General features: G+C 56.4%; 16 protein-coding genes. 7 read left to right on the plus strand and 9 right to left on the minus strand.

Translation table 11 applies throughout. The features are described 5' to 3' along the window. The first annotated feature begins 9 nt into the window (after window positions 1-9). The 4 genes from V7Z75_RS01705 to V7Z75_RS01720 are packed head-to-tail and all read left to right on the plus strand — an operon-like array spanning window position 10 to window position 3820. Entirely contained in the window at window positions 10-924 is a 915-nt protein-coding gene (locus V7Z75_RS01705; protein ID WP_334106704.1) for an EAL domain-containing protein, read from the plus strand. A 32-nt stretch (window positions 925-956) separates the two neighbouring features. Beyond that, a complete protein-coding gene (gene cysT, locus V7Z75_RS01710; RefSeq protein ID WP_334106706.1) occupies window positions 957-1796 on the plus strand; it encodes a sulfate ABC transporter permease subunit CysT in 840 nt (279 codons plus the stop codon). A 12-nt stretch (window positions 1797-1808) separates the two neighbouring features. After that, entirely contained in the window at window positions 1809-2705 is an 897-nt protein-coding gene (gene cysW, locus V7Z75_RS01715) for a sulfate ABC transporter permease subunit CysW (RefSeq protein ID WP_334106708.1), read from the plus strand. A gap of 41 nt (window positions 2706-2746) precedes the next feature. Next, window positions 2747-3820 (plus strand): sulfate/molybdate ABC transporter ATP-binding protein, encoded by a 1074-nt coding sequence (locus tag V7Z75_RS01720; protein ID WP_334106710.1) that lies wholly within the window; start codon window positions 2747-2749, stop codon window positions 3818-3820. 56 nt (window positions 3821-3876) lie between these two features. Here the strand turns inward: V7Z75_RS01720 and V7Z75_RS01725 are convergent, their stop codons facing one another. After that, the gene (locus tag V7Z75_RS01725; RefSeq protein ID WP_334106711.1) at window positions 3877-5496 is read right to left on the minus strand and encodes a tetratricopeptide repeat protein; all 1620 of its coding nucleotides are present in this window, start codon (window positions 5494-5496) and stop codon (window positions 3877-3879) included. A gap of 216 nt (window positions 5497-5712) precedes the next feature. Continuing rightward, on the minus strand, window positions 5713-7524 hold the full coding sequence (typA, locus tag V7Z75_RS01730; protein ID WP_334106712.1) for a translational GTPase TypA: 1812 nt from the start codon (window positions 7522-7524) through the stop codon (window positions 5713-5715). Between the two features lie 357 nt (window positions 7525-7881). Between typA and V7Z75_RS01735 the strand changes: the two genes are divergently transcribed. Continuing rightward, window positions 7882-9288 (plus strand): DEAD/DEAH box helicase, encoded by a 1407-nt coding sequence (locus tag V7Z75_RS01735; protein WP_334106713.1) that lies wholly within the window; start codon window positions 7882-7884, stop codon window positions 9286-9288. 31 nt (window positions 9289-9319) lie between these two features. Further along, entirely contained in the window at window positions 9320-10684 is a 1365-nt protein-coding gene (locus V7Z75_RS01740; protein WP_334106714.1) for a DEAD/DEAH box helicase, read from the plus strand. Between the two features lie 83 nt (window positions 10685-10767). On the opposite strand, the gene V7Z75_RS01745 is transcribed toward V7Z75_RS01740, so the two are convergent. From V7Z75_RS01745 to V7Z75_RS01770, 6 genes are all read right to left on the minus strand, one after another. Further along, entirely contained in the window at window positions 10768-11181 is a 414-nt protein-coding gene (locus V7Z75_RS01745; protein WP_334106715.1) for a group II truncated hemoglobin, read from the minus strand. A gap of 2 nt (window positions 11182-11183) precedes the next feature. After that, the gene (gene purT / locus V7Z75_RS01750; protein ID WP_334106716.1) at window positions 11184-12386 is read right to left on the minus strand and encodes a formate-dependent phosphoribosylglycinamide formyltransferase; all 1203 of its coding nucleotides are present in this window, start codon (window positions 12384-12386) and stop codon (window positions 11184-11186) included. 113 nt (window positions 12387-12499) lie between these two features. Further along, a complete protein-coding gene (locus V7Z75_RS01755; RefSeq protein WP_334106718.1) occupies window positions 12500-13918 on the minus strand; it encodes a sigma-54-dependent transcriptional regulator in 1419 nt (472 codons plus the stop codon). A 26-nt stretch (window positions 13919-13944) separates the two neighbouring features. Continuing rightward, window positions 13945-16290, minus strand: coding sequence for a TonB-dependent receptor (locus V7Z75_RS01760; protein WP_334106719.1), 2346 nt, complete (start codon window positions 16288-16290; stop codon window positions 13945-13947). 219 nt (window positions 16291-16509) lie between these two features. Beyond that, a complete protein-coding gene (locus V7Z75_RS01765; protein WP_334106882.1) occupies window positions 16510-19014 on the minus strand; it encodes an ABC transporter permease in 2505 nt (834 codons plus the stop codon). Then, window positions 19014-19700 carry an ABC transporter ATP-binding protein gene (locus V7Z75_RS01770; RefSeq protein WP_334106720.1) on the minus strand — a complete coding sequence of 229 codons (687 nt, stop codon included), beginning with the start codon at window positions 19698-19700 and terminating at the stop codon, window positions 19014-19016. Before V7Z75_RS01770 ends, V7Z75_RS01765 begins: the two co-directional genes overlap by 1 nt. 2 nt (window positions 19701-19702) lie before the next feature. On the opposite strand from V7Z75_RS01770, the gene V7Z75_RS01775 reads away from it, so the two are divergent. After that, on the plus strand, window positions 19703-20335 hold the full coding sequence (locus tag V7Z75_RS01775) for an arylesterase (RefSeq protein ID WP_334106722.1): 633 nt from the start codon (window positions 19703-19705) through the stop codon (window positions 20333-20335). A gap of 82 nt (window positions 20336-20417) precedes the next feature. On the opposite strand, the gene tilS is transcribed toward V7Z75_RS01775, so the two are convergent. After that, window positions 20418-21764, minus strand: coding sequence for a tRNA lysidine(34) synthetase TilS (gene tilS / locus V7Z75_RS01780; protein ID WP_334106724.1), 1347 nt, complete (start codon window positions 21762-21764; stop codon window positions 20418-20420). Window position 21765 lies beyond the last annotated feature (1 nt).

Consider the following 21765-nt stretch of genomic DNA (forward strand, 5'->3'; position numbering starts at 1 on the left):
CACAGCCTCATGTCCAATCCCAATATCGCCCCGCTAACCAGCACAAGCGGTCTTCTGGCAATCGACGCCCTGAAAACAGAGTTGCAGGCATCCCTGTCGCTGGATCTGGATGAATACGCGCTGGAAGAGCAAGTATCAGGTGAGTTCAACAGCACGTTCATCGGTGTGCAATTGAATAGCGCCTTCCAGCCGATTTACGACAGCGCCGCTGGCGAGCTGTTCGGGCATGAGGCCCTGCTGCGCCCTTCGCTGGGCGCGCAACAAGCCGTCAGCCCCGAGTTCGCTTTCAATTTTGCCGACCAGGTCGGCAAGCTGGTCAAGTTCGACCGCGTGGTACGCACCCTGCATATACTGAATTTCCGTCAGATTTACGCAGAAAACGGCTTGCTTTTTCTCAATGTGCATCCGCATTTGCTGGCTAGCGTCAATGAACACGGCAAGGTATTCGAGCGCATCCTGCACTCCAACTCCGTACCCACTCATAGAGTGGTGATTGAGGTCCAGGAAAGCACAGGTGAGCACGAAAGTCGATTGGCAGATGCCATCAGGAATTATCAGGAACGTGGCTATCGCATTGCGATTGATCATTTCGGCGGCAAGCATTCGCACATTGAGCATCTCTGGAAGCTATCGCCAGAATTCGTCAAACTCGATCTCGGCATTCTCCGGCAAGCACGAGAAAATATCCGCGCTCGTGCCGCCCTGTCCGCACTGATCAAACTAATACATGATATCGGCGCACAACCGGTCATTACCGGCATCGAATCGCAGGCAGATCTGGAAATCGCCATCGAATCCGGCAGCACGCTACTACAAGGCTATTTCCTCGGCGAACCGGTGGCTGCCGGCAAGCTGCATCTCAGCCAGGCGCTAAAATCCATCCTGCCGCAGCCTCATCCGCCATCAACAAAACAGATTGCATGAAGCATTACCAGTAAACTGCCCGGAATCACAACATGGCCAAAAAAAATAAACCTCATAACGTCCTACCAGGATTCAATCTTTCGTTGGGCTATACCCTGCTCTATCTCAGCTTGATTGTCCTGATTCCCTTATCCGCCGCCTTTTTCAAGACAACTGAGCTCAGCCTCGCCGAATTCTGGCACACCGTCACCACACCACGCGTGCTGGCTTCGTACAAATTGACATTCGGCGCCTCGCTGTTCGCCGCCGTCACCAACGCCTTCTTCGGCCTGCTGACCGCCTGGGTGCTGGTGCGTTACAGCTTTCCCGGCAAGAAGATCATCGACGCCCTGGTGGACCTGCCGTTCGCGCTGCCGACCGCCGTCGCCGGCATTGCATTGACGGCTGTCTATTCCGGCAACGGCTGGATTGGCAGTCTGCTGGAGCCTTACGGCATCAAGGTCGCATTCACGCCGCTGGGCGTGGTGGTCGCCCTCACCTTCATCGGCCTGCCTTTCGTGGTGCGCACGGTGCAGCCGGTGCTGGAAGACTTGGAAGCCGAAACCGAGGAAGCCGCCGCCAGCCTGGGCGCGAACCGCTGGCAGACCTTCCGCCGCGTGATCCTGCCCGCGCTCTGGCCCGCGCTGCTGACCGGCTTCGCGCTTGCCTTCGCCCGCGCGGTCGGCGAATACGGCTCTGTGATCTTCATCGCGGGCAATATGCCCATGGTGTCCGAAATCACGCCGCTGATTATCATCACCAAGCTGGAGCAGTATGACTACACTGGCGCGACCGCCATCGCCGTGGTGATGCTCATCATTTCCTTCCTGCTGTTGCTCGCCATCAACGGCCTGCAATGGTGGAGCAGCCACCGCAACCATTCGGCCAAATAGGAATAATTCATCATGTCATCCACTATTTCCCAGCTCTCGTCATACCATGCCAAGGTGGCGCGCAGCCGCGCGACCTCGGAACCCGCCTGGGTGCGCTGGACGCTGATTGCGTCGGCGCTGGCATTCCTCACGCTGTTCCTGTTCATCCCGCTGGCCGCAGTGTTCACCGAGGCCTTGCGCAAAGGCTTTGACACCTATATCGCCGCGCTGGTCGAACCGGATGCCGTCTCCGCGATCAAGCTGACCCTGATTGCCGCCGCCATCTCGGTGCCACTCAATCTGGTGTTCGGGGTGGCAGCCGCCTGGGCCATTGCCAAGTTCGACTTCAAGGGGAAAAGCATCCTGATTACCCTGATCGACCTGCCTTTCGCTGTCTCCCCCGTGATTGCGGGGCTGATCTATGTGCTGATCTTCGGCCTGCAGGGTTGGTTTGGCGAATGGCTGATCGATCATGACTTTAAGGTGATTTTCGCGATTCCCGGCATCGTGCTGGCGACAGTGTTCGTCACCTTCCCATTCGTGGCGCGCGAGCTTATCCCGCTCATGCAGGCGCAAGGCAAGGAAGAAGAGGAAGCCGGCCTGGTGCTGGGCGCATCCGGCTGGCAGATCCTGTGGAAGATCACCCTGCCCAACATCAAATGGGGCCTGCTGTACGGCGTGATCCTTACCAATGCCCGCGCCATGGGTGAATTCGGTGCCGTCTCGGTAGTATCGGGCCATATCCGCGGCCTGACCAACACCATGCCGCTGCATGTGGAAATCCTCTATAACGAGTACAACTACGCCGCCGCCTTTGCCGTGGCCTCTTTGCTGGCGTTCCTGGCGTTGATTACGCTGGCGCTGAAATCCTATATTGAATGGCAAGGCAGCCAGGCTGCCAGCGCCAGGGAAAAGACAGCTCACACATGAGTCTTTTCACGCCCTAACAACCCTGTCACAAGGATGGCATCATGAGTATTGAAATTCGCAACATCAACAAAGAATTCGGCAGCTTCACTGCCCTGAACAACGTCAACCTGGACGTGCCCAGTGGCGAACTGGTCGCCTTGCTGGGTCCGTCCGGTTGCGGCAAGACCACCCTGCTGCGCATCATTGCCGGGCTGGAATCCCCTGATTCCGGCAGCATTCACTTCCATGGCGAGGAAGCGACCAACCGCGACGTACGCGAGCGCCAGGTGGGCTTTGTTTTCCAGCATTACGCGCTGTTCCGCCATATGACCGTATTCGAGAATGTCGCCTTCGGCCTGCGCGTGCGCCCGAAAAAGCAGCGTCCGACCGAAGGGGAAATCCATCGCCGCGTGCATCAATTATTGGAACTGGTGCAGCTCGACTGGCTGGCAGACCGCTACCCGCCCCAGCTTTCCGGTGGACAGCGCCAGCGTATCGCTCTGGCACGCGCATTGGCAGTGGAACCCAAGGTCCTGTTGCTGGACGAGCCTTTCGGCGCGCTGGATGCCAAAGTACGCAAGGATCTGCGCCGCTGGTTGCGCCGCCTGCATGATGAACTACATATCACCAGTGTATTCGTAACCCACGACCAGGAAGAGGCGTTGGAAGTGGCAGACCGCATCGTGGTGATGAACCAGGGACATATCGAACAGATCGGCTCGCCGCAGGAAGTCTATGACAACCCGGCCTCGCCGTTCGTCTATAAATTCCTCGGCAACGTCAACCAGTTCCACAGTCGCGTCGATGCGGGGCGGGCGCATATCGGCGATCTCGCATTCACGCTGAACGACCACCAGGCGGCGCAGAATCATGATGCATTGGCCTATGTCCGTCCACACGACATCGAGGTTTATACCGAGAAAAATGGCGATCCGGCGTTACAAGCCGTGGTTAGCCATATCCACGCCGCTGGCCCCTTGGTCAGACTGGAGCTGCAAGCTGGTAACGATGCCGATACCATCGAAGCGGAAATCACGCGGGAACGCTTCCGTGAATTGAAGCTGGGGCATGGCAGTCAGGTATTCCTGAAGCCTCGTCATGTGAGGGTGTTTCTACAACAAAACCAGCCTGGCTAAAAATGGCCGCCCCGGATAGATCAGAAAAGGGGGAGAATCCGGGGCAGCCAATCAACCTACATCATCTGCATCTCGGGCAGATGGGAAAACTCATCTGACGGCTTGATATCAAAGGCAATGCAGATACGCTGCTCGTCTGAATGGAATGGGATAGTACGATGAAACAGCGATGATGGGAACAGCACGATATCCCCCACCGCAGGCTGAATGGTCTTGACCGGAAAATCGTCGTGCAACCTGGGGTAATCATCGCCATCGGTGCTGAATTCGATACAGCCCTCATTGCTCCCTTCCAGCCGCTGTGGCAACGCTAAATAAACACAGCCACTCAACCAGCCGATCTCATGGATATGCGAGGTGAGATGCCCGCCCTGGCGCATGCGCACATACCACGAGCTGGCATAATCGACCTGCTTGGGAAAATAGCGCATCAGGTCGCAATCATGCCCGGCAAAATGCTCCGCGTAGGCGACCACTTCCGCCTTGATCAACTCGGCCAGCTGGCGGAACGATTCCTCCTTGCGCTTGAAGAGGTTGCCTGCGGACTGCATGCCGTGGTACAGGCGTCCCTGCTTGCGCTCCGCGATCTCGGTCAGCTCGATATCTTCCAGCAATTGGGTCAGCAAGGCGCTGCCCGGTTGGGCCAATGGCTGGATGCTACGGTGGAAAACGTAATCCATCGGGTTCTTGCAGAACCGGTAGCTATCCTCGGTGCGGAAATTGGTGGCGTAGTGCGTGGACAAGGTCGCGAGAAATGGCGACACATGCTCCGGCGCTGCCAACATGGCTTGAAAGCGCTGCTTGAATGCATCGTACTGTTTTGATTTATAAAGGCAATAGAGGATTCTTTCCTGCCAGTCTTGTTGGCGTGAAGTCTCGAAATAGGGAATCGCCTCGCTGAAGCGCTTTGCTTCATAGAGAAATTGAGCCATGTTGTAGGAAGCAGCCGGATGCGCGGGCGCCATGCGCAAGGCTTGCAGATAGAAATTTACAGCATCTTCCATATTGCCCTGGTCGCGGAATACTTCGCCCAGATTGTTGTGGGCATCAGCATAATTCGGCTGCATCACAATAGCCTGACGATAATGCGATATTGCCTGCTCCAGCGCGCCACGGTCGCGCAGCGCAGTCGCCAGGTTGAAATGCCCCAGCGCATGATCGGAGATGGCCAGCGATTGGCGGTAGCAGGCAATCGCATCGTCCAGGTGGCCTTGCTGCTGCAAGGCAGTACCCATGGCACCATAAGCCTCAAAGAACCCCGGCTCTATCCCGACCGCCTGCTGATAATGCCGGACAGCTTCATCCAGCTGCTGCTTTTTCTGCAACAAGGTCGCCAGGTTGAAGTGCGCCACTGCCAGCCTGGCATTAAGCTGAATGGCGCGCCTATAGGAAGCAATCGCCTCATCATCCCGCCCAAGCTGGGTCAGGACCGAGCCCAGGTTGAAATGCATTTCCGGGATAGCGGGATTGAGCGTGAGCGCCTTGCGGTAGGCCTGCGCCGCATCCGCGAACTTCTGCTGGCCTTCCAGCGATACGCCCAGCACGTTATACACGACCAGCGCATCGGGATATTGTCGAAGCAATGCGCGCGCTTTCTCTTCAACAGCGAGCAACTGGCCGGTATTGTATAGATTGAACAGCGCCTGAATCTCGCCCTGGCTTGGTTGTCTGGCCATTTGCATTCCTTGCTTCATTCCATATGCTTCACAATCGTCACATGCAGCGCGACCTTCTCGGCCACTCATGCAACACTGTGCCAATTCTCCCTTATCGCCGTATGGATTGGCAATAGCGTTCAGGAATCAATCCCATAACACTACTACCATGCAAACAATAAAAAAGCCCTGGAAAACCAGGGCTTTTCACCAGACCATCAGGCCAGAATTGGGAAATTATCCCTCCTTGGATGCACGCTTGCGCTCGTGCTCCAGCAAGTGGCGCTTGCGGATGCGGATATTCTTCGGCGTGATTTCGACTAGTTCGTCGTCGTCAATGAATTCCACCGCGGATTCCAGCGTGAGCTGCACAGGAGGAACCAGACGCACCGCTTCATCCGTGCCAGAAGCCCGGACGTTGGTCAATTGCTTGCCCTTGATCGGGTTGACTACCAGGTCGTTGTCACGGCTGTGAATGCCGATGACCATGCCTTCGTACAGCTTATCGCCAGGAGAGGAGAACATGCGGCCACGGTCCTGCAACTTCCATAGAGCATAAGCCACAGCTTCGCCCTGCTCGGAAGAAATCAGCACACCATTGCGGCGACCGGGCAGATCTGCCTTCACAGGAGCGTATTCATCGAAAATATGCGCCATCAGGCCGGTGCCACGTGTCATGGTGAGGAATTCGCTCTGGAAGCCGATCAGGCCGCGGGCTGGAATCTTGTATTCCAGGCGGGTACGGCCATTGCCGTCGGACTCCATGTTCTGTAATTCACCACGACGGCGACCCAGCTCTTCCATTACAGTGCCCTGGCAATCATCTTCCAGATCTACGGTAAGAATTTCATAAGGCTCGCACCTCTGGCCGTCGATTTCCCGATAGACTACGCGCGGCTTGCCCACGGCGATTTCATAGCCTTCACGGCGCATGTTTTCCAGCAGGATGGTCAGGTGCAATTCGCCGCGGCCGGAAACGCGGAAGATATCCGCATCCGCTGTATCTTCAACGCGCAAGGCGACATTGGTCAGCAATTCCTTGGTCAGGCGGTCGCGAATCTGGCGGCTGGTAACAAATTTGCCTTCGGTGCCAGCCAATGGGGAAGTATTTACCATGAAGTCCATGGTCAAGGTGGGCTCATCCACAGCCAGCAGCGGCAGGCCGACAGGATTATCACGGTCAGCCACGGTCACGCCGATACCGATTTCCTCGATACCGGAAATGATGACGATATCGCCAGCCTCGGCTTCATCGACAGGTACGCGCTCCAGGCCCTGGAAGCCCAGCACCTGGTTGATACGGCCTTGTGCAATCTGCTCGTCGCCCTTCAGCACCGATACCACTTGGCCTGGTTTGATGCGGCCATTCTGGATGCGGCCAACACCAAGGCGGCCAGTATAAGTAGAGTAATCCAGCGCGGAAATCTGCAATTGCAGGCCGGCGTTTGGGTCACCGGCAGGCGGCTGCACATGGCTGAGGATAGTTTCGAACAAGGGACGCATGTTGTCCGACTCGTCTTTCAGGCTCAACTTGGCGAAACCGTTCAGGCCAGATGCATAGACGACAGGGAAATCCAGCTGCTCGTCGGTTGCACCCAGATTGGCGAACAGATCGAAAGTCTGATTGATGACCCAGTCAGGACGCGCGCCCGGACGGTCAACCTTGTTTATGACCACGATGGGGCGCAGGCCGAGCGCCAGCGCCTTCTTGGTGACGAAACGGGTTTGCGGCATGGGGCCCTCGACAGAGTCCACCAACAGCACCACGCCGTCCACCATGCCCAACACGCGCTCGACCTCGCCGCCAAAGTCGGCGTGTCCAGGTGTGTCGACGATATTAATATGCGTGCCTTCGTAATTGACAGCAGTATTCTTGGCCAGGATGGTGATGCCGCGCTCCTTTTCGATATCCCCCGAATCCATGACGCGTTCGGAAACCTGCTGGTGGGCTGCAAAAGTGCCTGCCTGCTGCAGTAGCTTGTCCACCATGGTGGTTTTGCCATGGTCAACGTGGGCGATAATGGCGATATTACGAAGAGCTCGCGACATGTGTAATTACTCTGATTAGTTAGCGAAAAGGGGGCGATTTTAGCACACTAGTTGTTAAACCCGCGCGAAAACCTTTGACAAATTAGAGACAACCTATATACTGCCGGGCTGATTCGATTCGCCATTTGCTGAATTGATGATTCATCGCCCTAGCCTACCCGAAGCCCGATGCATTTTTTGCGGCTTGCTTGCTTTTGTTACCGGTTAGTGGCTATGCCCGTGCGCCGGTAAGAATGCTAAAAATTTTTAGTCATTGCGCCTGAACTCTTTTGCTCACAGCAAAAGTCTTTGTGGCTGCTTGCGCCCTTTTGGGCCTTGTCTGACAAGGTCTTTCAGTTTTCCTTGAAAGGGAATTTTGTGTCTTTTGAAAGTTTGAACCTACATCCTGCCATCCTGCGTGCCCTGACCGAGGCTGGCTACACCAACCCAACGCCTATCCAGGCCCAGGCTATTCCTGAAGTGCTGGAAGGCCACGATCTCATGGCCTCTGCCCAAACCGGCACCGGCAAGACCGCCGCATTCACTTTGCCAGCGCTCAACCTGCTGGCAACTCCGCATCCCGCCAAGAGCCGCGGCCCGCGCATCCTGGTATTGACCCCAACCCGCGAACTCGCTGCCCAGGTCAATGACGCCGCCCGCAAGTACGGCAAGTTCCTGCGCGCCCGCACTGTCAGCATCGTCGGCGGCATGCCTTATCCATTGCAGAACAAGCTGCTGTCGCAGCCTATCGACATCCTGGTTGCTACCCCTGGCCGCTTGCTTGATCACATGGAGCGCGGCCGTATTGATATGTCCCGCCTGCAAATGCTGATCCTGGACGAAGCCGACCGCATGCTGGACATGGGCTTCATGCCGGATATCGAGCGCATTTCCGCCGCGCTGCCCGGCGAACGCCAGACATTGATGTTCTCCGCAACTTTCGAAGGCCAGATCGCCAATATCGCCAAGACCCTGCTCAAGGAGCCCAAGGTCATCCAGATTGCGGCAGTGAAGGAAAAACACGCCAACATCGAGCAGAAACTGCTGTTCGTCGACGATATGGCGCACAAGAACAAGCTGCTGGAACATTTGTTGATCGCCCCTGAAGTCAACCAGGCCATCGTCTTCACTTCCACCAAGCGTCATGCCGACCTGCTGGCGGAAGACCTCTACGCCGCGGGCCACAAATCCGCTGCGTTGCACGGCGACATGACCCAGGGCGCGCGCAACCGCACCCTGACCAAGCTGCGTCATGGCGACGTGCGCGTACTGGTGGCGACAGACGTTGCCGCCCGCGGCATCGACGTGCAGGGCATCACCCACGTCATCAATTACGACCTGCCCAAGTTTGCCGAAGACTATGTGCACCGCATTGGCCGTACCGGCCGCGCGGGCAACACCGGCGTGGCGCTTTCCTTTGCTTCGCACATCGACCGCCATCAACTGCGCAAGATCGAGCAATACACAGGCCAGCGCCTGGAAATCTCCGTGATTGAAGGCCTGGAGCCAAAGCGCCCAGCTCCACGCATGGATAGAAACGACAAGCCGCGCAGCGGCCGTCCAGGTCAACGCCCAGGTGGTAACGGCGGCGGCTATAAATCCCGCGGTCAAGGCTATGGCAACAACCGTTCTGAAGGTCGTGCAGAAGGCCGCTCTTTCGGCGACCGCAACGCGCGTGGTGATGGCCAGCGCAGCGAAGGCCGTTCCTTTGCCGGCCGTAATGAAGGCAATCGTGGCAGCGGCAACAGCCGTCACGATGGCAATCGTCCCGCCCGCCGCGCTTAATCCATTTGTATAGACACTGCTAAAAGACAACGTGAATACAGAAACTATCAGCTTTGCATCGCTGGCTCTGGCGCCTGAACTATTAAAGGCGCTGGATGAGTCCGGCTATACCACACCGACCCCTATCCAGGCTCAGGCGATTCCGCTGGCGCTGAAAGGCACCGACCTGATGGCCGGCGCGCAGACAGGCACCGGCAAGACGGCCGCATTTACCCTGCCGCTGCTGCAGCAACTGCTGCCGCTAGCCAGTACCAGCGCCTCGCCTGCTCGCCACCCGATCCGCGCCCTGATTCTGGCGCCGACCCGGGAGCTCGCCATCCAGGTAGAAGAAAGTGTGAAAGCCTATGCCAAGCATACAGCTCTGCGTTCACTGGTTGTCTTTGGCGGCGTCGATATCAAGACTCAGACTCCCGCCCTGATGAAGGGTGTGGAAGTCCTGGTAGCGACACCCGGCCGCCTGCTGGACCACGTCGAGCAGCGCACCCTGCAGCTCGGCCAGGTGCAGATGCTGGTGCTGGACGAAGCGGACCGCATGCTGGATATGGGTTTCATGCCCGACCTCAAGCGCATCCTTGCCCTGCTGCCCAAGAAACGGCAGACCCTGATGTTCTCGGCCACGTTTTCGTCCGAGATCAAGAAGCTGTCAGAAGAATTCCTCAATAAACCCACTCTGATCGAAGTCGCCCGCAGCAATGCCACAGCCGAGAACGTCACGCAGAAAATCCTGCTGGTGGAATCCGCAGACAAGCAACACGTATTGGCTGACCTGCTGCGCAAGGAAGCGACCCAGGTGATCATATTCACCAAAACCAAGCTTTCCGCCAGCCGCCTGGCACGCCACCTGGAACGCGAAGGCATTGCCGCCGGCGCGATTCATGGCGACAAAAGTCAGCTTGAGCGTATCCAGGCGCTGGATGCCTTCAAGCAGAACAAAATTACCGCGCTGGTAGCAACTGACGTTGCCGCGCGCGGGCTGGATATCGACCAACTGCCCATGGTGATCAACTATGAGCTGCCCAGCGCCGCAGAAGATTATGTGCACCGTATTGGCCGCACTGGTCGTGCCGGCGCTTCCGGCGTGGCGATTTCACTGGTTTCCAGCGAAGAGGAAAAGAACCTCCTGGAAATCGAAAAACTCATCAAGCGCGCCATTCCCAAAGAGCGGGCAGAAGCTCCACAGCGCCCTGGCCGCGACTACCGCAAGCAGTCCTCGCAAACTCAGGAATCTGCTCCCGTGCCACGTCCGCGCCAAGCCGCACGTAAAAAAGAAGATGAATGGTTCTTCAAGCCTTATGAACCTTCCACTGACGCGCCTATTCCCAAGCCCATGTTCAGCAGGGATAAGCCGAAAAAGGAAATTGCCGCGTTGCTGGGCGGACTGGTACGCAAGCAATAATCTGTATTGACTCCAGATATGATAAAGGCGCTTGATAGCGCCTTTATCATATCTATTACTGTAGATCCGCAGACCAGATAACTTCACCCTTCGCGGTTGCGCATGAAGTCAGCCACGCCATGCAGCGCTGCTCCCATTTTCTCGATCAGCTCCTCATCCATCTCAAGCTCGTGCATGGCCTTGATCATGCAATACATCCATTGGTCACGCGCGGATTCATCAATCGGGAATGGCATGTGGCGCATGCGCAAACGGGGATGCCCGTAACGCTCCATATAAAGTTGCGGCCCTCCGGTCCAGCCAGTGAGGAACATGAAGAGCTTTTCACGCGCCGAGTCAAGGTTGGCCGGATGCATGGCGCGAATGCCTGCCGCGCGCGGGTCGCTGTCCATGATGTCGTAGAAACGCTCTACCAGCGTCCTGATCTGCTCCACACCACCCAATACCTCAAACAATGTGGCCTTGCTACTGCCGGGCTCACCTATCTTATCCAGCATGCCTATGCTCCATCCGTTGTTTTGATCAGGCCAGCCACCAGGCGCGCACGCGTCCTTGCTTCATCAACATCGCTGCCGGTAGCGAGCGCCACGCCCATGCGGCGACGCTCGAAGGATTCAGGCTTGCCGAATAAACGGATATCGGATTCCGGCACTGCCAGTGCCTGCTCCACATTCTCGAATACCAGCTGTTGGGTCTCCTGACCACCGTAAATCACGGCACTCGCGCCCGGCTGTCTCAAGCTCACGTTCACGGGCAAGCCGAGAATCGCGCGCGCATGCAGTTCAAATTCGCTGAAACGCTGGCTGGCCATGGTGACCATGCCGGTATCATGCGGCCGTGGGCTGACCTCGGAGAACCATACCTGCTCCCCTTTCACAAACAACTCCACACCGAAAATTCCCAGGCCACCCAAACTATCCGTCACCGCGCGGGAAACTTCCTGCGCGCGCTGCAGAGCCAACGGATGCATGGCTTGCGGCTGCCAGCTTTCGATATAGTCGCCCTTTTCCTGCAAGTGGCCGATAGGCTCGCAGAAGCTGGTCTCGACCTCGCCCTGCGCGTTCATCGCTCGCACGGTCAACAATGTGATCTCATAATCGAAATCAATCTGCCCTTCGACAATCACCTTGCCTTGGTTCACCCTGCCGCCAGTGGCGGCATATTCCCAGGCAGCGGTAATCTGGTCCGGCGAAGTAACGCGCGACTGCCCCTTGCCGGAAGATGACATTGTGGGCTTGATGAAACAGGGATAACCGATACCGCTCTCGATAGCGTCGCGCAAGGCCTGCTCGCTGTCGGCAAAAGCATAAGGGGAAGTTGGCAGCTTCAACTCTTCCGCCGCCAGGCGGCGTATGCCTTCACGGTTCATGGTCAGTTGCACGGCCTTGACCGTGGGAATCACGCGGGTATGCCCGGCGGCTTCCACCTCTGCCAACAACTGAGTGTTCAATGCCTCGATCTCCGGCACGATCAAGTGCGGCTGCTCCTGGGCAATCAAGGCACGCAATGCTTCCGGATCTGTCATATCAATCACATGGGATCGATGCGCTAGTTGGTGTCCAGGCGCATCCGGATAGCGATCCACGGCAATCACTTCAACCCCCAGGCGTTGCAAGGCGATAATCACCTCCTTGCCCAGCTCGCCACTGCCCAGCAGCATGACACGGATGGCAACAGGGGTTAAAGGGGTACCGATCTTCATGAGGTCTCCGGAATTGAGTGCGGGGGAATGGCGGGAATGATACCACGAGCCTCCCGCCCTCGCTCAGGCAGGTATCAGCAAAGGCAATGCACTGAGATTAACAGCGCGGCCTATCAAACCTTGATGCCGTGCCGCTCCATGCGGTAGCGCATGGCCATGCGGGTAATTCCCAGCTGCCGCGCAGCTTCCGAGACGTTGTTGTTGGATTGGCGCAAGGCGTTTTCGATCAGTAGTCTTTCTGCTGATTCCAGGGTCACGCCACTTTCAGTAATCGTTGCGACCTGCTCGCTCTGAAGGCTGCCAGGCAACGCCAGGTCATGCGGCATGATCTGGCTTTCGCGGCCAAGCAGCACCGCACGGCTCACCAGGTGCTTAAGCTCACGCACATTGCCGGGCCATGGATACTCTTGCAGCACTCGTGCCGCTTCCGCCGAAAATGGCCGAGGCTGCAATCCATAACGGCGCTCCGTCTGGGCGGCAAAATGACGCGCCAACAGCAGGATATCGTCGCCGCGTTCATGCAGGGGCGGCATATGCATCGTCAGCACATTGAGTCGGTAAAATAAATCGGAACGGAAAGCACCATCCAGCACCATCTGGTGCAAATTGCGGTTAGTGGCTGCCACAAACCTGGCCAACACCGGATGCTCCTTGGTCGAGCCTAATCGCCGTACCACGCGCCTTTCCAGCACATTCAAGAGCTTGGCCTGCAAGGGCAATGGCAGCTCGCCGATTTCATCCAGAAACAGCGTGCCGTCCTCGGCTGCTTCGATCAGTCCGCAGCGCGGCCCTTGGGCGCTGGTGAACGCTCCTTTCTCATGGCCGAACAACTCGCTCTCGATCAATTCGGCAGGCAAGGAAGCGCAATCCACATGCACAAAAGGCCGGTCGCTGTTGGCGCAGGAAGCATGCAACAGCCGGGCCGCCACATCCTTGCCGGTGCCTGTCTCGCCCTGTATCAACACCGTCGGTGGAATCGCATCGGAAAAAGCTGCAAGCTGGGCAAAACGCTCTATCTGCGCCTGCACACTTTTCATGGCTGGGCTATTTCCCAGCAGTTCAACACCTTCGACAGCGTGTACATTACGCTGCCGCGAATAATCCAGATGATATTTCAGATGGGTCGCAGCCTGGGCTTTCTGTACGGCCAGTAGCAACTCATCAAGGTCCACTGGTTTCTTGAGATAGTCTATCGCCCCCAGTTTCATGGCATGGACTGCGTCGGACACCTCGCCATATGCCGTCATGGCAATCACGGAAATACCCTTTGCCACCAGTTCCGGCAACAAATCCAGGCCATTGCCATCCGGCAGCCGCATATCCAGCAATACCAGGTCAGGCCCTATCTTCTGAACCAGCGCACGTCCGTTTTCCAGGGTTGCCGTATGCTCGCAATCATATCCAGCCTGCTGCAAGCGCTTGGCCACCGCGCGCGCAAAAACCACTTCATCCTCAACGAGCAGGACACGTACCCTGGTCTTGAATTGACCAATTTCAGACTGCTGATTCTGTTCTGGTAATTGTGCCTGCATCGCGAGGGTTACTCCTTTAATACAATTTAGTTAGAGGATGCTACATTCTTGGGTCCACCAAATTCCCAACGCACGCCTACCCATCCAGCGCGCGGAGCGCCCGGAGCACGCAGGCTGGCACGGTGGTCTTCGCCGCCATCGTAAGCGCCATTAGCCAGGAAATAGGATTCACCGATCATGCCACCGCTGCTGTACTCACGATCAAAAATATTGATCGCCTTGGCGAACAAGTGCCAACCGTTGCCGAAGTTGTAGCGGGTGTCCAGGTTGACGATGGTGTAACCACCCAGTTTCGCGCCCTCGCCACGGTCACGGTTGTTCTCGTTGCCGTGCGAATACATGTCGGAGTACATCATGATGTTGGTACCAACAGTCCATTTGGGAGTAATGGCATATTCACCACGCAGCTTCAGGCGATGTTCAGGAATGCCCGCCAAACGGTCGCCCTTGCTGACATTGATGACGTCGTTCTGTGAGGTAGTGTTGACTTCATTGGCCAGTGTCAGGTCGCTTTCATACGTCGCCTTGATATAGCTGTAACCCACTGTCCAGTTGAAATCACCTTGACTGCCCATCAGGTTGGTATCAAGCCCCATGCGGCGTGTCTTGCCCACGTTGTCGAAATATCCCATGCCATTGGTTGCGTTGGCATAAATGAACTGGATGTCATTATGGTTCTGCGCGCGGTAGACGCTGGCTGTCCAACGCAGACTTTCAGTCAGATTGCCACGCAAACCTGCTTCATACGTCTTGGCAACTACTTGCTTCAACGGCGGATCGCCTGCCATCGCATTAGGCAGCTTGCAAGGCTCGTCCGGGTTGGCGCAACCCAGCTCAATCGCGGTTGGCGCACGGCTGCCTTCGTTATAGGAGCCGTAGAATGTCCAATCCTTGCCAGGCGTGAAGTTCAGGCCGATCGCTGGGTTGATACGATTATAGGTATGGTTGCCGGACAGGGACTCGGAACCGGTAGGCTCAAGCTTGTCGCGGTTTCTCACGGACGTATGGTTGTAGCGCGCCGACATGGTCAGATGCCAGAGATCGTTCAATGACAAGGTGTCTGTGGCAAACAGGCTCCATGTGCGGGTACGGCCTGTGAGCTTGACATCACCTTCATCGCTGAACTCGCCGATGCCGTCAACACCGCGGCTAGGATTCACAATGCCAAACTCCGTAGACTGGCTGAATCTAGTCTTGCCTTCATCATAGCCAAAACCAACGATAAACTGATTTTTCTTGCTGAGGACGTCCTGGTTGAAGCTCAGCTGTGTGTTGAAACCATAGCTGTCTTTGCGTGAATTGCTGCGGTTCAAGGCGCCATTACAGGAGTCCTCATATTCCCAGGTAGGATCAGTTCCACAGATACCCACATCATCAATGGCATCCTCGTCCACATCATCATTACCATCACCGTTCAGGGTACGGGTTTTAGAATGACGGAAATAGATGTTGCCGCTCAGCATCACGTCGTCATTGAACCAGTGATAACCGTTCAGATTCACAAAAGACAGGGTGTTACGCGTCTGATCGGGACGGGTCAGGATGGTGTCGCGGCCAAGGGTGCGCATCATTTCGGAAGGAATGAGGCCGTTGCCGATCATGTCGTTGTCGGCACCGGTATAGCTCAGCTCCAGGCGGCTGCTTTCGTTTTGCCAGCCCACCTTGGCAAACATCTGGCGCACATCAGTGGGGGAGTAATCACGCCAGCCATCCTCACGAAAGGAATTGGCAGTAATAAAGAAATCCACTGCACCATCATCCGATAGCACGCCATATTCCACGGAACCAGTCTTGCGGCCCCAGGAGCCAGCACCCAGTTCCAGCGCAGCCCCTTGATGATCACGTCCATTCTTGGTTTGCAGGGACAAAGCGCCACCCAGTGTATTCAGGCCAAACAGAGGATTGGAGCCAGGGATCAGCGCCATATTGGAAATAGCGCTCATGGGAATCAGATCCCAGCTCACCACATCGCCAAATGGCTCATTGACGCGCACGCCATCCACATAGACCGACAATCCTTGCGGTGTGCCGAGCAGCGGCGATGCGGCATAACCGCGGAAGCTGATATCAGGCTGGAACGGGTTGTTCTGTGTGTCGTTGACATTGACGCCCGCGATATTGTTCTGCAAATAATCAGCGATGGTCAGGCTACGCTGTTGCTTCATCTGCTCCCCGCTAATCAGCTGGATGCTTGCAGGCACTTGCGACAAAGGCAGGCCGAGCGACGGCAGCGGCGTGGTGCCTACTACACTAACCTTATCTGTCGTGATGTAAGCCTCTCCAGCATCTGACGCATGCGCCTGGAAATTGATACACGCATTGGCTACCAGCACGGCGACCGTGCTTAGCCTGAAACTCTCTCTCTTAAACATACTTACTCCAAATTAATGTGATTTTTATGATGGACTGGTTTATTTGGATTTATTCCAGCCTTTTCACTTATCAAGATTCGTGCCGGTTTTTAGCAAGGAGATAAGTGGTTGTATTGGCACAAACTCTGCTGGAGAAAGAATGGATATTGTATTGATATTGGCTATATATAACCAATTTTATTGGTTATATATAGCCAATTGGTTGTATGCAGCCATCAATTACATGCTTTGCAGTATGGCTCTTGGAGATTGGTTAAGAAAGCCACGGATACCCAGCCAAGCAGCCGCTGGCACCAGCAAAGCTGCTCCCAGCATAATGCCGGTAGCCGCTGGCAGGTTGAATTGATAAGGAATATTAAATACCTGGCTACTGAGATAATATGCCATGGCGGCGGCAGCCAAAGTGGCAACCAGCGCTGCCAATGCGCCGATAATGGCGAACTCCGTCCAGAGTGCTTGCAATACCTGACGCCTGGAGGCGCCCAGCACCCTTAGCAAGGTCGCTTCCCTGACCCGCTCCTCGCGCGTGGCGACCAGCGCCGCATACAGCACAGCTAGGCCAGTCAGCAAACTGAAGGCGAATACATATTCCAGCGCATGGCTCATCCTGTTCATGATTTCGCGCACCTGATCGAGCACGGCAGCCACGTCGATCACCGTCAAATTGGGAAACTCGCGCACCAACTGGTTGAGCACTTGCTCTTGCCCGCTCGGCAAATGGAAGCTGGTGATATAGCTGGCAGGATAGGCATCAAGCACGCCGGGTGGCGTCACGGCAAAGAAATTGGCCCGCATGGTATCCCACTCCACTTTGCGTATGCTGGTAATTTCCAGCTCCAGCCGTGTGCCCGCCACATCATAGGTCAGCGTATCGCCCAGCTTGAGGCGCAAATCATCGGCTATGCTTTGCTCCAGCGAGAGCATGGGCTTGCCATGATCGGATGGCTGCCACCATTGGCCCTCGAGCAGCTGGTTGTCCTGTTGCATATCAGCCGCCCAGGAAAGGTTGAACTCACGCTCGGCCATCCGGCGCGCCCTTTCATCCTGGTAACTCTCCAGATTGACCGGCTCATGGTTGATTTCTACCAAGCGCCCGCGCACCATGGGGAAAATCTCCACTTTGCCCAACCCCTTATGCTCGAAGAATTGCTTGATGGATGCAATCTGATCCGGCTGCATATTGATAATGAAGCGGTTGGGCGCATCTTCAGGCAAGCTTTGCTGCCAGCTGGTCAGCAGGTCGCCTCGGACAATAGCCAGCAAGATCAGTGCTGTCAGCCCAAGACTAAATCCCGCTATCTGGGTCACTACCATACCCGGCCTGCGTTTCAAGGCTGCCAGCCCTAAACGCCATGAGCCGGTCACATCTTGTGGCAAGTGATTCAATAGTCGCAAACCAAGCCAGGCCAACACAGCCACCGTCAAGAGCAGGCCAGCCAAAGCCAGCAGCACTATCACGGCCAGTTTTACCTGCCCAGCCTGCCAGAAGATCAAGGCGGACAGCACTGCCAATGCTGGAATGAAATGCAGCCAATGCGCCTGATATTGTTCGCCCAGATCGCGGCGCAGAATGCGCAAGGCAGGCACATCGCGCAAACGCGCAAGATGTGGCCAAACCACAGCCAACATGGTGGCGAATCCTGCCGTCACACCCGCCACAGCAGGCATGACCCCTGGGGCAGGCAAAGTTTCAAGCAATAAGCGGTCGGCCAGTGCTGCCAGTCCTGCTTGCGCGGCAAAGCCTATCAATATGCCGATACCGCTACCCAAGGCGGCAATCAGCAGGGTTTGGCTCATCAGGATGCGAAAGATAAAACGCCGCGAAGCGCCGAAACAGCGCATGAGCGCGTAGCTATCCAGACTTTTTTGCACATAGGGCTGACTGGCGAGAAACATCGCAACCATCGCCAGGATCACGCTGACCATAGCTGCCAAGCCAAGAAACTGCTGGGCCTTCTCCAGGGCATTGCGCATTTCAGGCCGCGCATCGATAACGGTTTGCACCTGTTCGCCACGCGCCAGTCTGGATTTAGCCCAATCGGCATATGCTTCAATAGCATCGGCATCGCCAGCCAACAGCAGCTGGTATTTCACGCGGCTGCCGAACTGGATCAGGCCTGTGGATGCCAAATCATCCGCGTTCATCATCACTCGCGGCGCGATGCTGAACATATCCCCGCCGCGCGAGGGTTCACGCTGAAGAATGGCGGAAACCTGCATGCTACGCTCCCCCACCTCCAGCTTATCGCCGATATTCACGCTCAGATTCGCCGCAAGCCGAGGCTCTATCCAGACCGTACCGGGCGCGGGAATATCATCTGCCGCCTGCCCTCCTGTCAGCATCAAGGCAGCTTCCACTTTCTGCCGCAATACAGTCAACTCCCCCCGCAAAGGGAAACCGGCGCCCACCGCCCTGATTTCAGCCAACTGGCTATCGTCGCCATGCAACACCATGCTGGGGAATTCAGCAGTGGACGTGGAGTGCAACCCGCGCTGGCTGGCTTCGTCTGTATAAGCTGCCGGGAGGACATGGTCCGCACTTACCACCAGGTCACCACCCAGTAACATACCGCCCTGCCGCACCAAGGCAGACTCGATACGATCAGTGAAAAAACCTACCGACGTCGTCGCGGCCACTGCCAGCACCAAGGCGAGGATCAATACCTTCACCTCACCAGCCGCCCACTGGCTGCGCAACTGGCGCCAGGCAATCAAGAAAGCCATCACGCGTCCCTTTCCTCATGCAGCTGACCGTCATGCAGGCGTAGCCTGCGCTCACAGCGCCGGGCCAGAGTCATGTCGTGCGTCACGAGAATCAAGGTGGTAGCGGATTCAGCGTTCAGGCTGAACAGTAGCTCAACAATGCGCTGCCCCGTCTGCTCATCCAGGTTACCTGTCGGTTCATCGGCAAACAAAATAGATGGTTGCGGCGCGAAGGCGCGGGCGATTGCCACACGCTGCTGCTCTCCGCCAGACATCTGGCGCGGATAATGTGAAAGCCGGTGCACAAGCCCGACCCGCTCCATCGCGGCCAGTGATTGCTCCCGAGCATCCTTGCGTCCAGCCAGTTGCAGCGGCAACATGACATTTTCCAGTGCCGTGAGGGAAGGCAGGAGCTGGAATGACTGAAACACGAAGCCCATGTTCCGGCCTCGGACGGCAGCCCGGCCATCCTCGTCAAGATGACTGATTTCGCTGCCATTGATCAGCACTTTTCCACCACTGGGGCTGTCCAAGCCCGCAAGCAGGCTCAACAGGGTCGATTTTCCCGAGCCAGAGCTGCCGATAATGGCAATCTTTTCCCCGACTTCCACCTGGAGCGACAAGGACTGCAAAATATCGAGCCTGCCTGCTCCATTTTCTATATATTTATCAAGATCAACTGCTTCAACAGCCAAAGGTAATTGCATCAATGAGGTTCCGTTTCGTATTGTTATTCAGCCTGGTCGGTGCTTTATTAGTTGGCAATGCTGCCCATGCCGCCAGCATTCTGGTTTATGGCGACAGCCTTTCCGCAGCTTATGGCATTCCCCGCGAACAAGGCTGGGTCAGCCTCCTGGAGCAACGGCTAAAACAGCAATATCCCGATTATCAGGTAATCAATGCCAGTATCAGCGGCGAAACCACCAGCGGTGGCCTGAACCGTATTGCAGCAGCCATCAAGCAGCACAAACCCCGCATCGTCATCTTGGAGTTAGGCGCCAATGACGGCTTGCGCGGACTACCGATTACCGATATGCGCAACAACCTCGCCAGTATGATCAAAGCCAGCCAGCAGGCTAATGCCGAGGTGTTATTGGTCGGCATGATGATTCCACCGAACTATGGCCCCAAATACACGCGAGAGTTCACAACCAGTTATGCGGCCTTGGCGAAGGAATTCAAGCTGCCTCTGGTGGATTTCCTGCTGGATGGCGTTGCCGGGCAGGCAGAATTCGTCCAGCCTGACGGCTTGCACCCTACTGCCAACGCCCAGGAGAAAATCCTGGAGAATATCTGGAAAAAATTGCGGCCTCTGCTCAAACCTGGCAAGGCAGCTTCGTAGCATCTCTTGAAGTATTTAACAAACAACTCGCAGTAAGGCTCACTGCTGCTGGCGATTAGATTGCAGCCAGGAGGAATATTTGTTAGCAGCTCTTGCGACTTTTCAATTCGGCAGGCTGCCATTCCACAGTCACGCCCTGCTCGCCCGGCTGGGCCTGCCAACTGGCCGCAACGCCTATCCCAGGCACCAGCACCAGCTCATCCTCAAGGTAAAGCAATGGTAATCGCTCTCTCAGCCACGGAGCGAGATCGGCTTCCTGGAAGAGATATTTAAGCGTGCGTGTCGGACGTCGGGCATTCGGTTTGAAGCGCTCTCCTCCGGACCTATAGCGTATATGGAGCGGTCGATCCTGCAAGCGTGACAATGCCAAGCCAGTTCCTTGCTCATGCCGAAACAACAATCGCCCATTAGCAGGCAGTTGTAGCTCTGTCTCACCTTGCCAGGACAAACTGGCTTCTACAGGAATAGCTGGCTCCCCACTGAGAGAAGCCCAGCCCTGGTAGCGGCGTAGGTACACTGAATCCTTGATATGCACTTTGATACATGCCAACTCACTGGCATGCTGCAACTGCTGCAACATCTCATGCATGCGCTGCATGCCCGGCATAGGCAAACCATGCATGGATAACCACCAGCGCAGTAGATTGCGCGCTCGCTGGCCTGATAATTTGCTCAACTCTCCTACATGAAGCCTGTCATTCACGATGACACTTCCCGCATCCATCGCCGCCAGCTCATCCAGCAATTCTACAGCTTCGGCAATATGCGCGGCAGAGCGAGCCAGCGTGCTCCTGGCTGAAGGAAAGCGCTGCTCAAGCACGGGGAATATTTCATGCCGGCAGAAATTCCTGTCATAGCGCGTATCGAGGTTGCTTTCATCCTCTATCCATTGCAGGCCCATCTGCCTGGCATAGGCTTCAATCTCTGCGCGGGAAATCTCCAGCAATGGCCGCAGCAAGCGGCGCGTCGGGTCATATGCCGCCATACAGGACAATCCCTTGACACCTGCTCCACGCAGCAATTGCAACAGCAAGGTTTCAGCCTGGTCATCCTGATGCTGGCCCAGCAGAATATGATCAGCCTCTCTTGCATGCAAGGCCGCATAACGCACCTGTCGCGCGCTCGCCTCTATCCCCAGGCCCGATTGCTTGTCCACCTGCACATGCGCGCAATCGAATGGCACCTCCAGCTTCTGGCACTCCATTGCGCAAAACCCGGCCCAAGCATCGGCATTCGGGCTCAGTCCATGATGTACATAGATAGCTTCCAGGGTATAGCCATGGTGCGGCCTGGCATCAACCAGCAATTGCAGCAGCACACGTGAATCCAACCCGCCACTGAATGCGACAAGCAAGTGCTGCCCTGGTTTGGTATGCAGGGAAAGAAATTGATCCAGATGAAGCGCCAGATCCGGCGATGAGTGAGGCATT

Source organism: Methylobacillus sp. (assembly GCF_036844465.1).
Classification (GTDB): Bacteria; Pseudomonadota; Gammaproteobacteria; order Burkholderiales; family Methylophilaceae; genus Methylobacillus.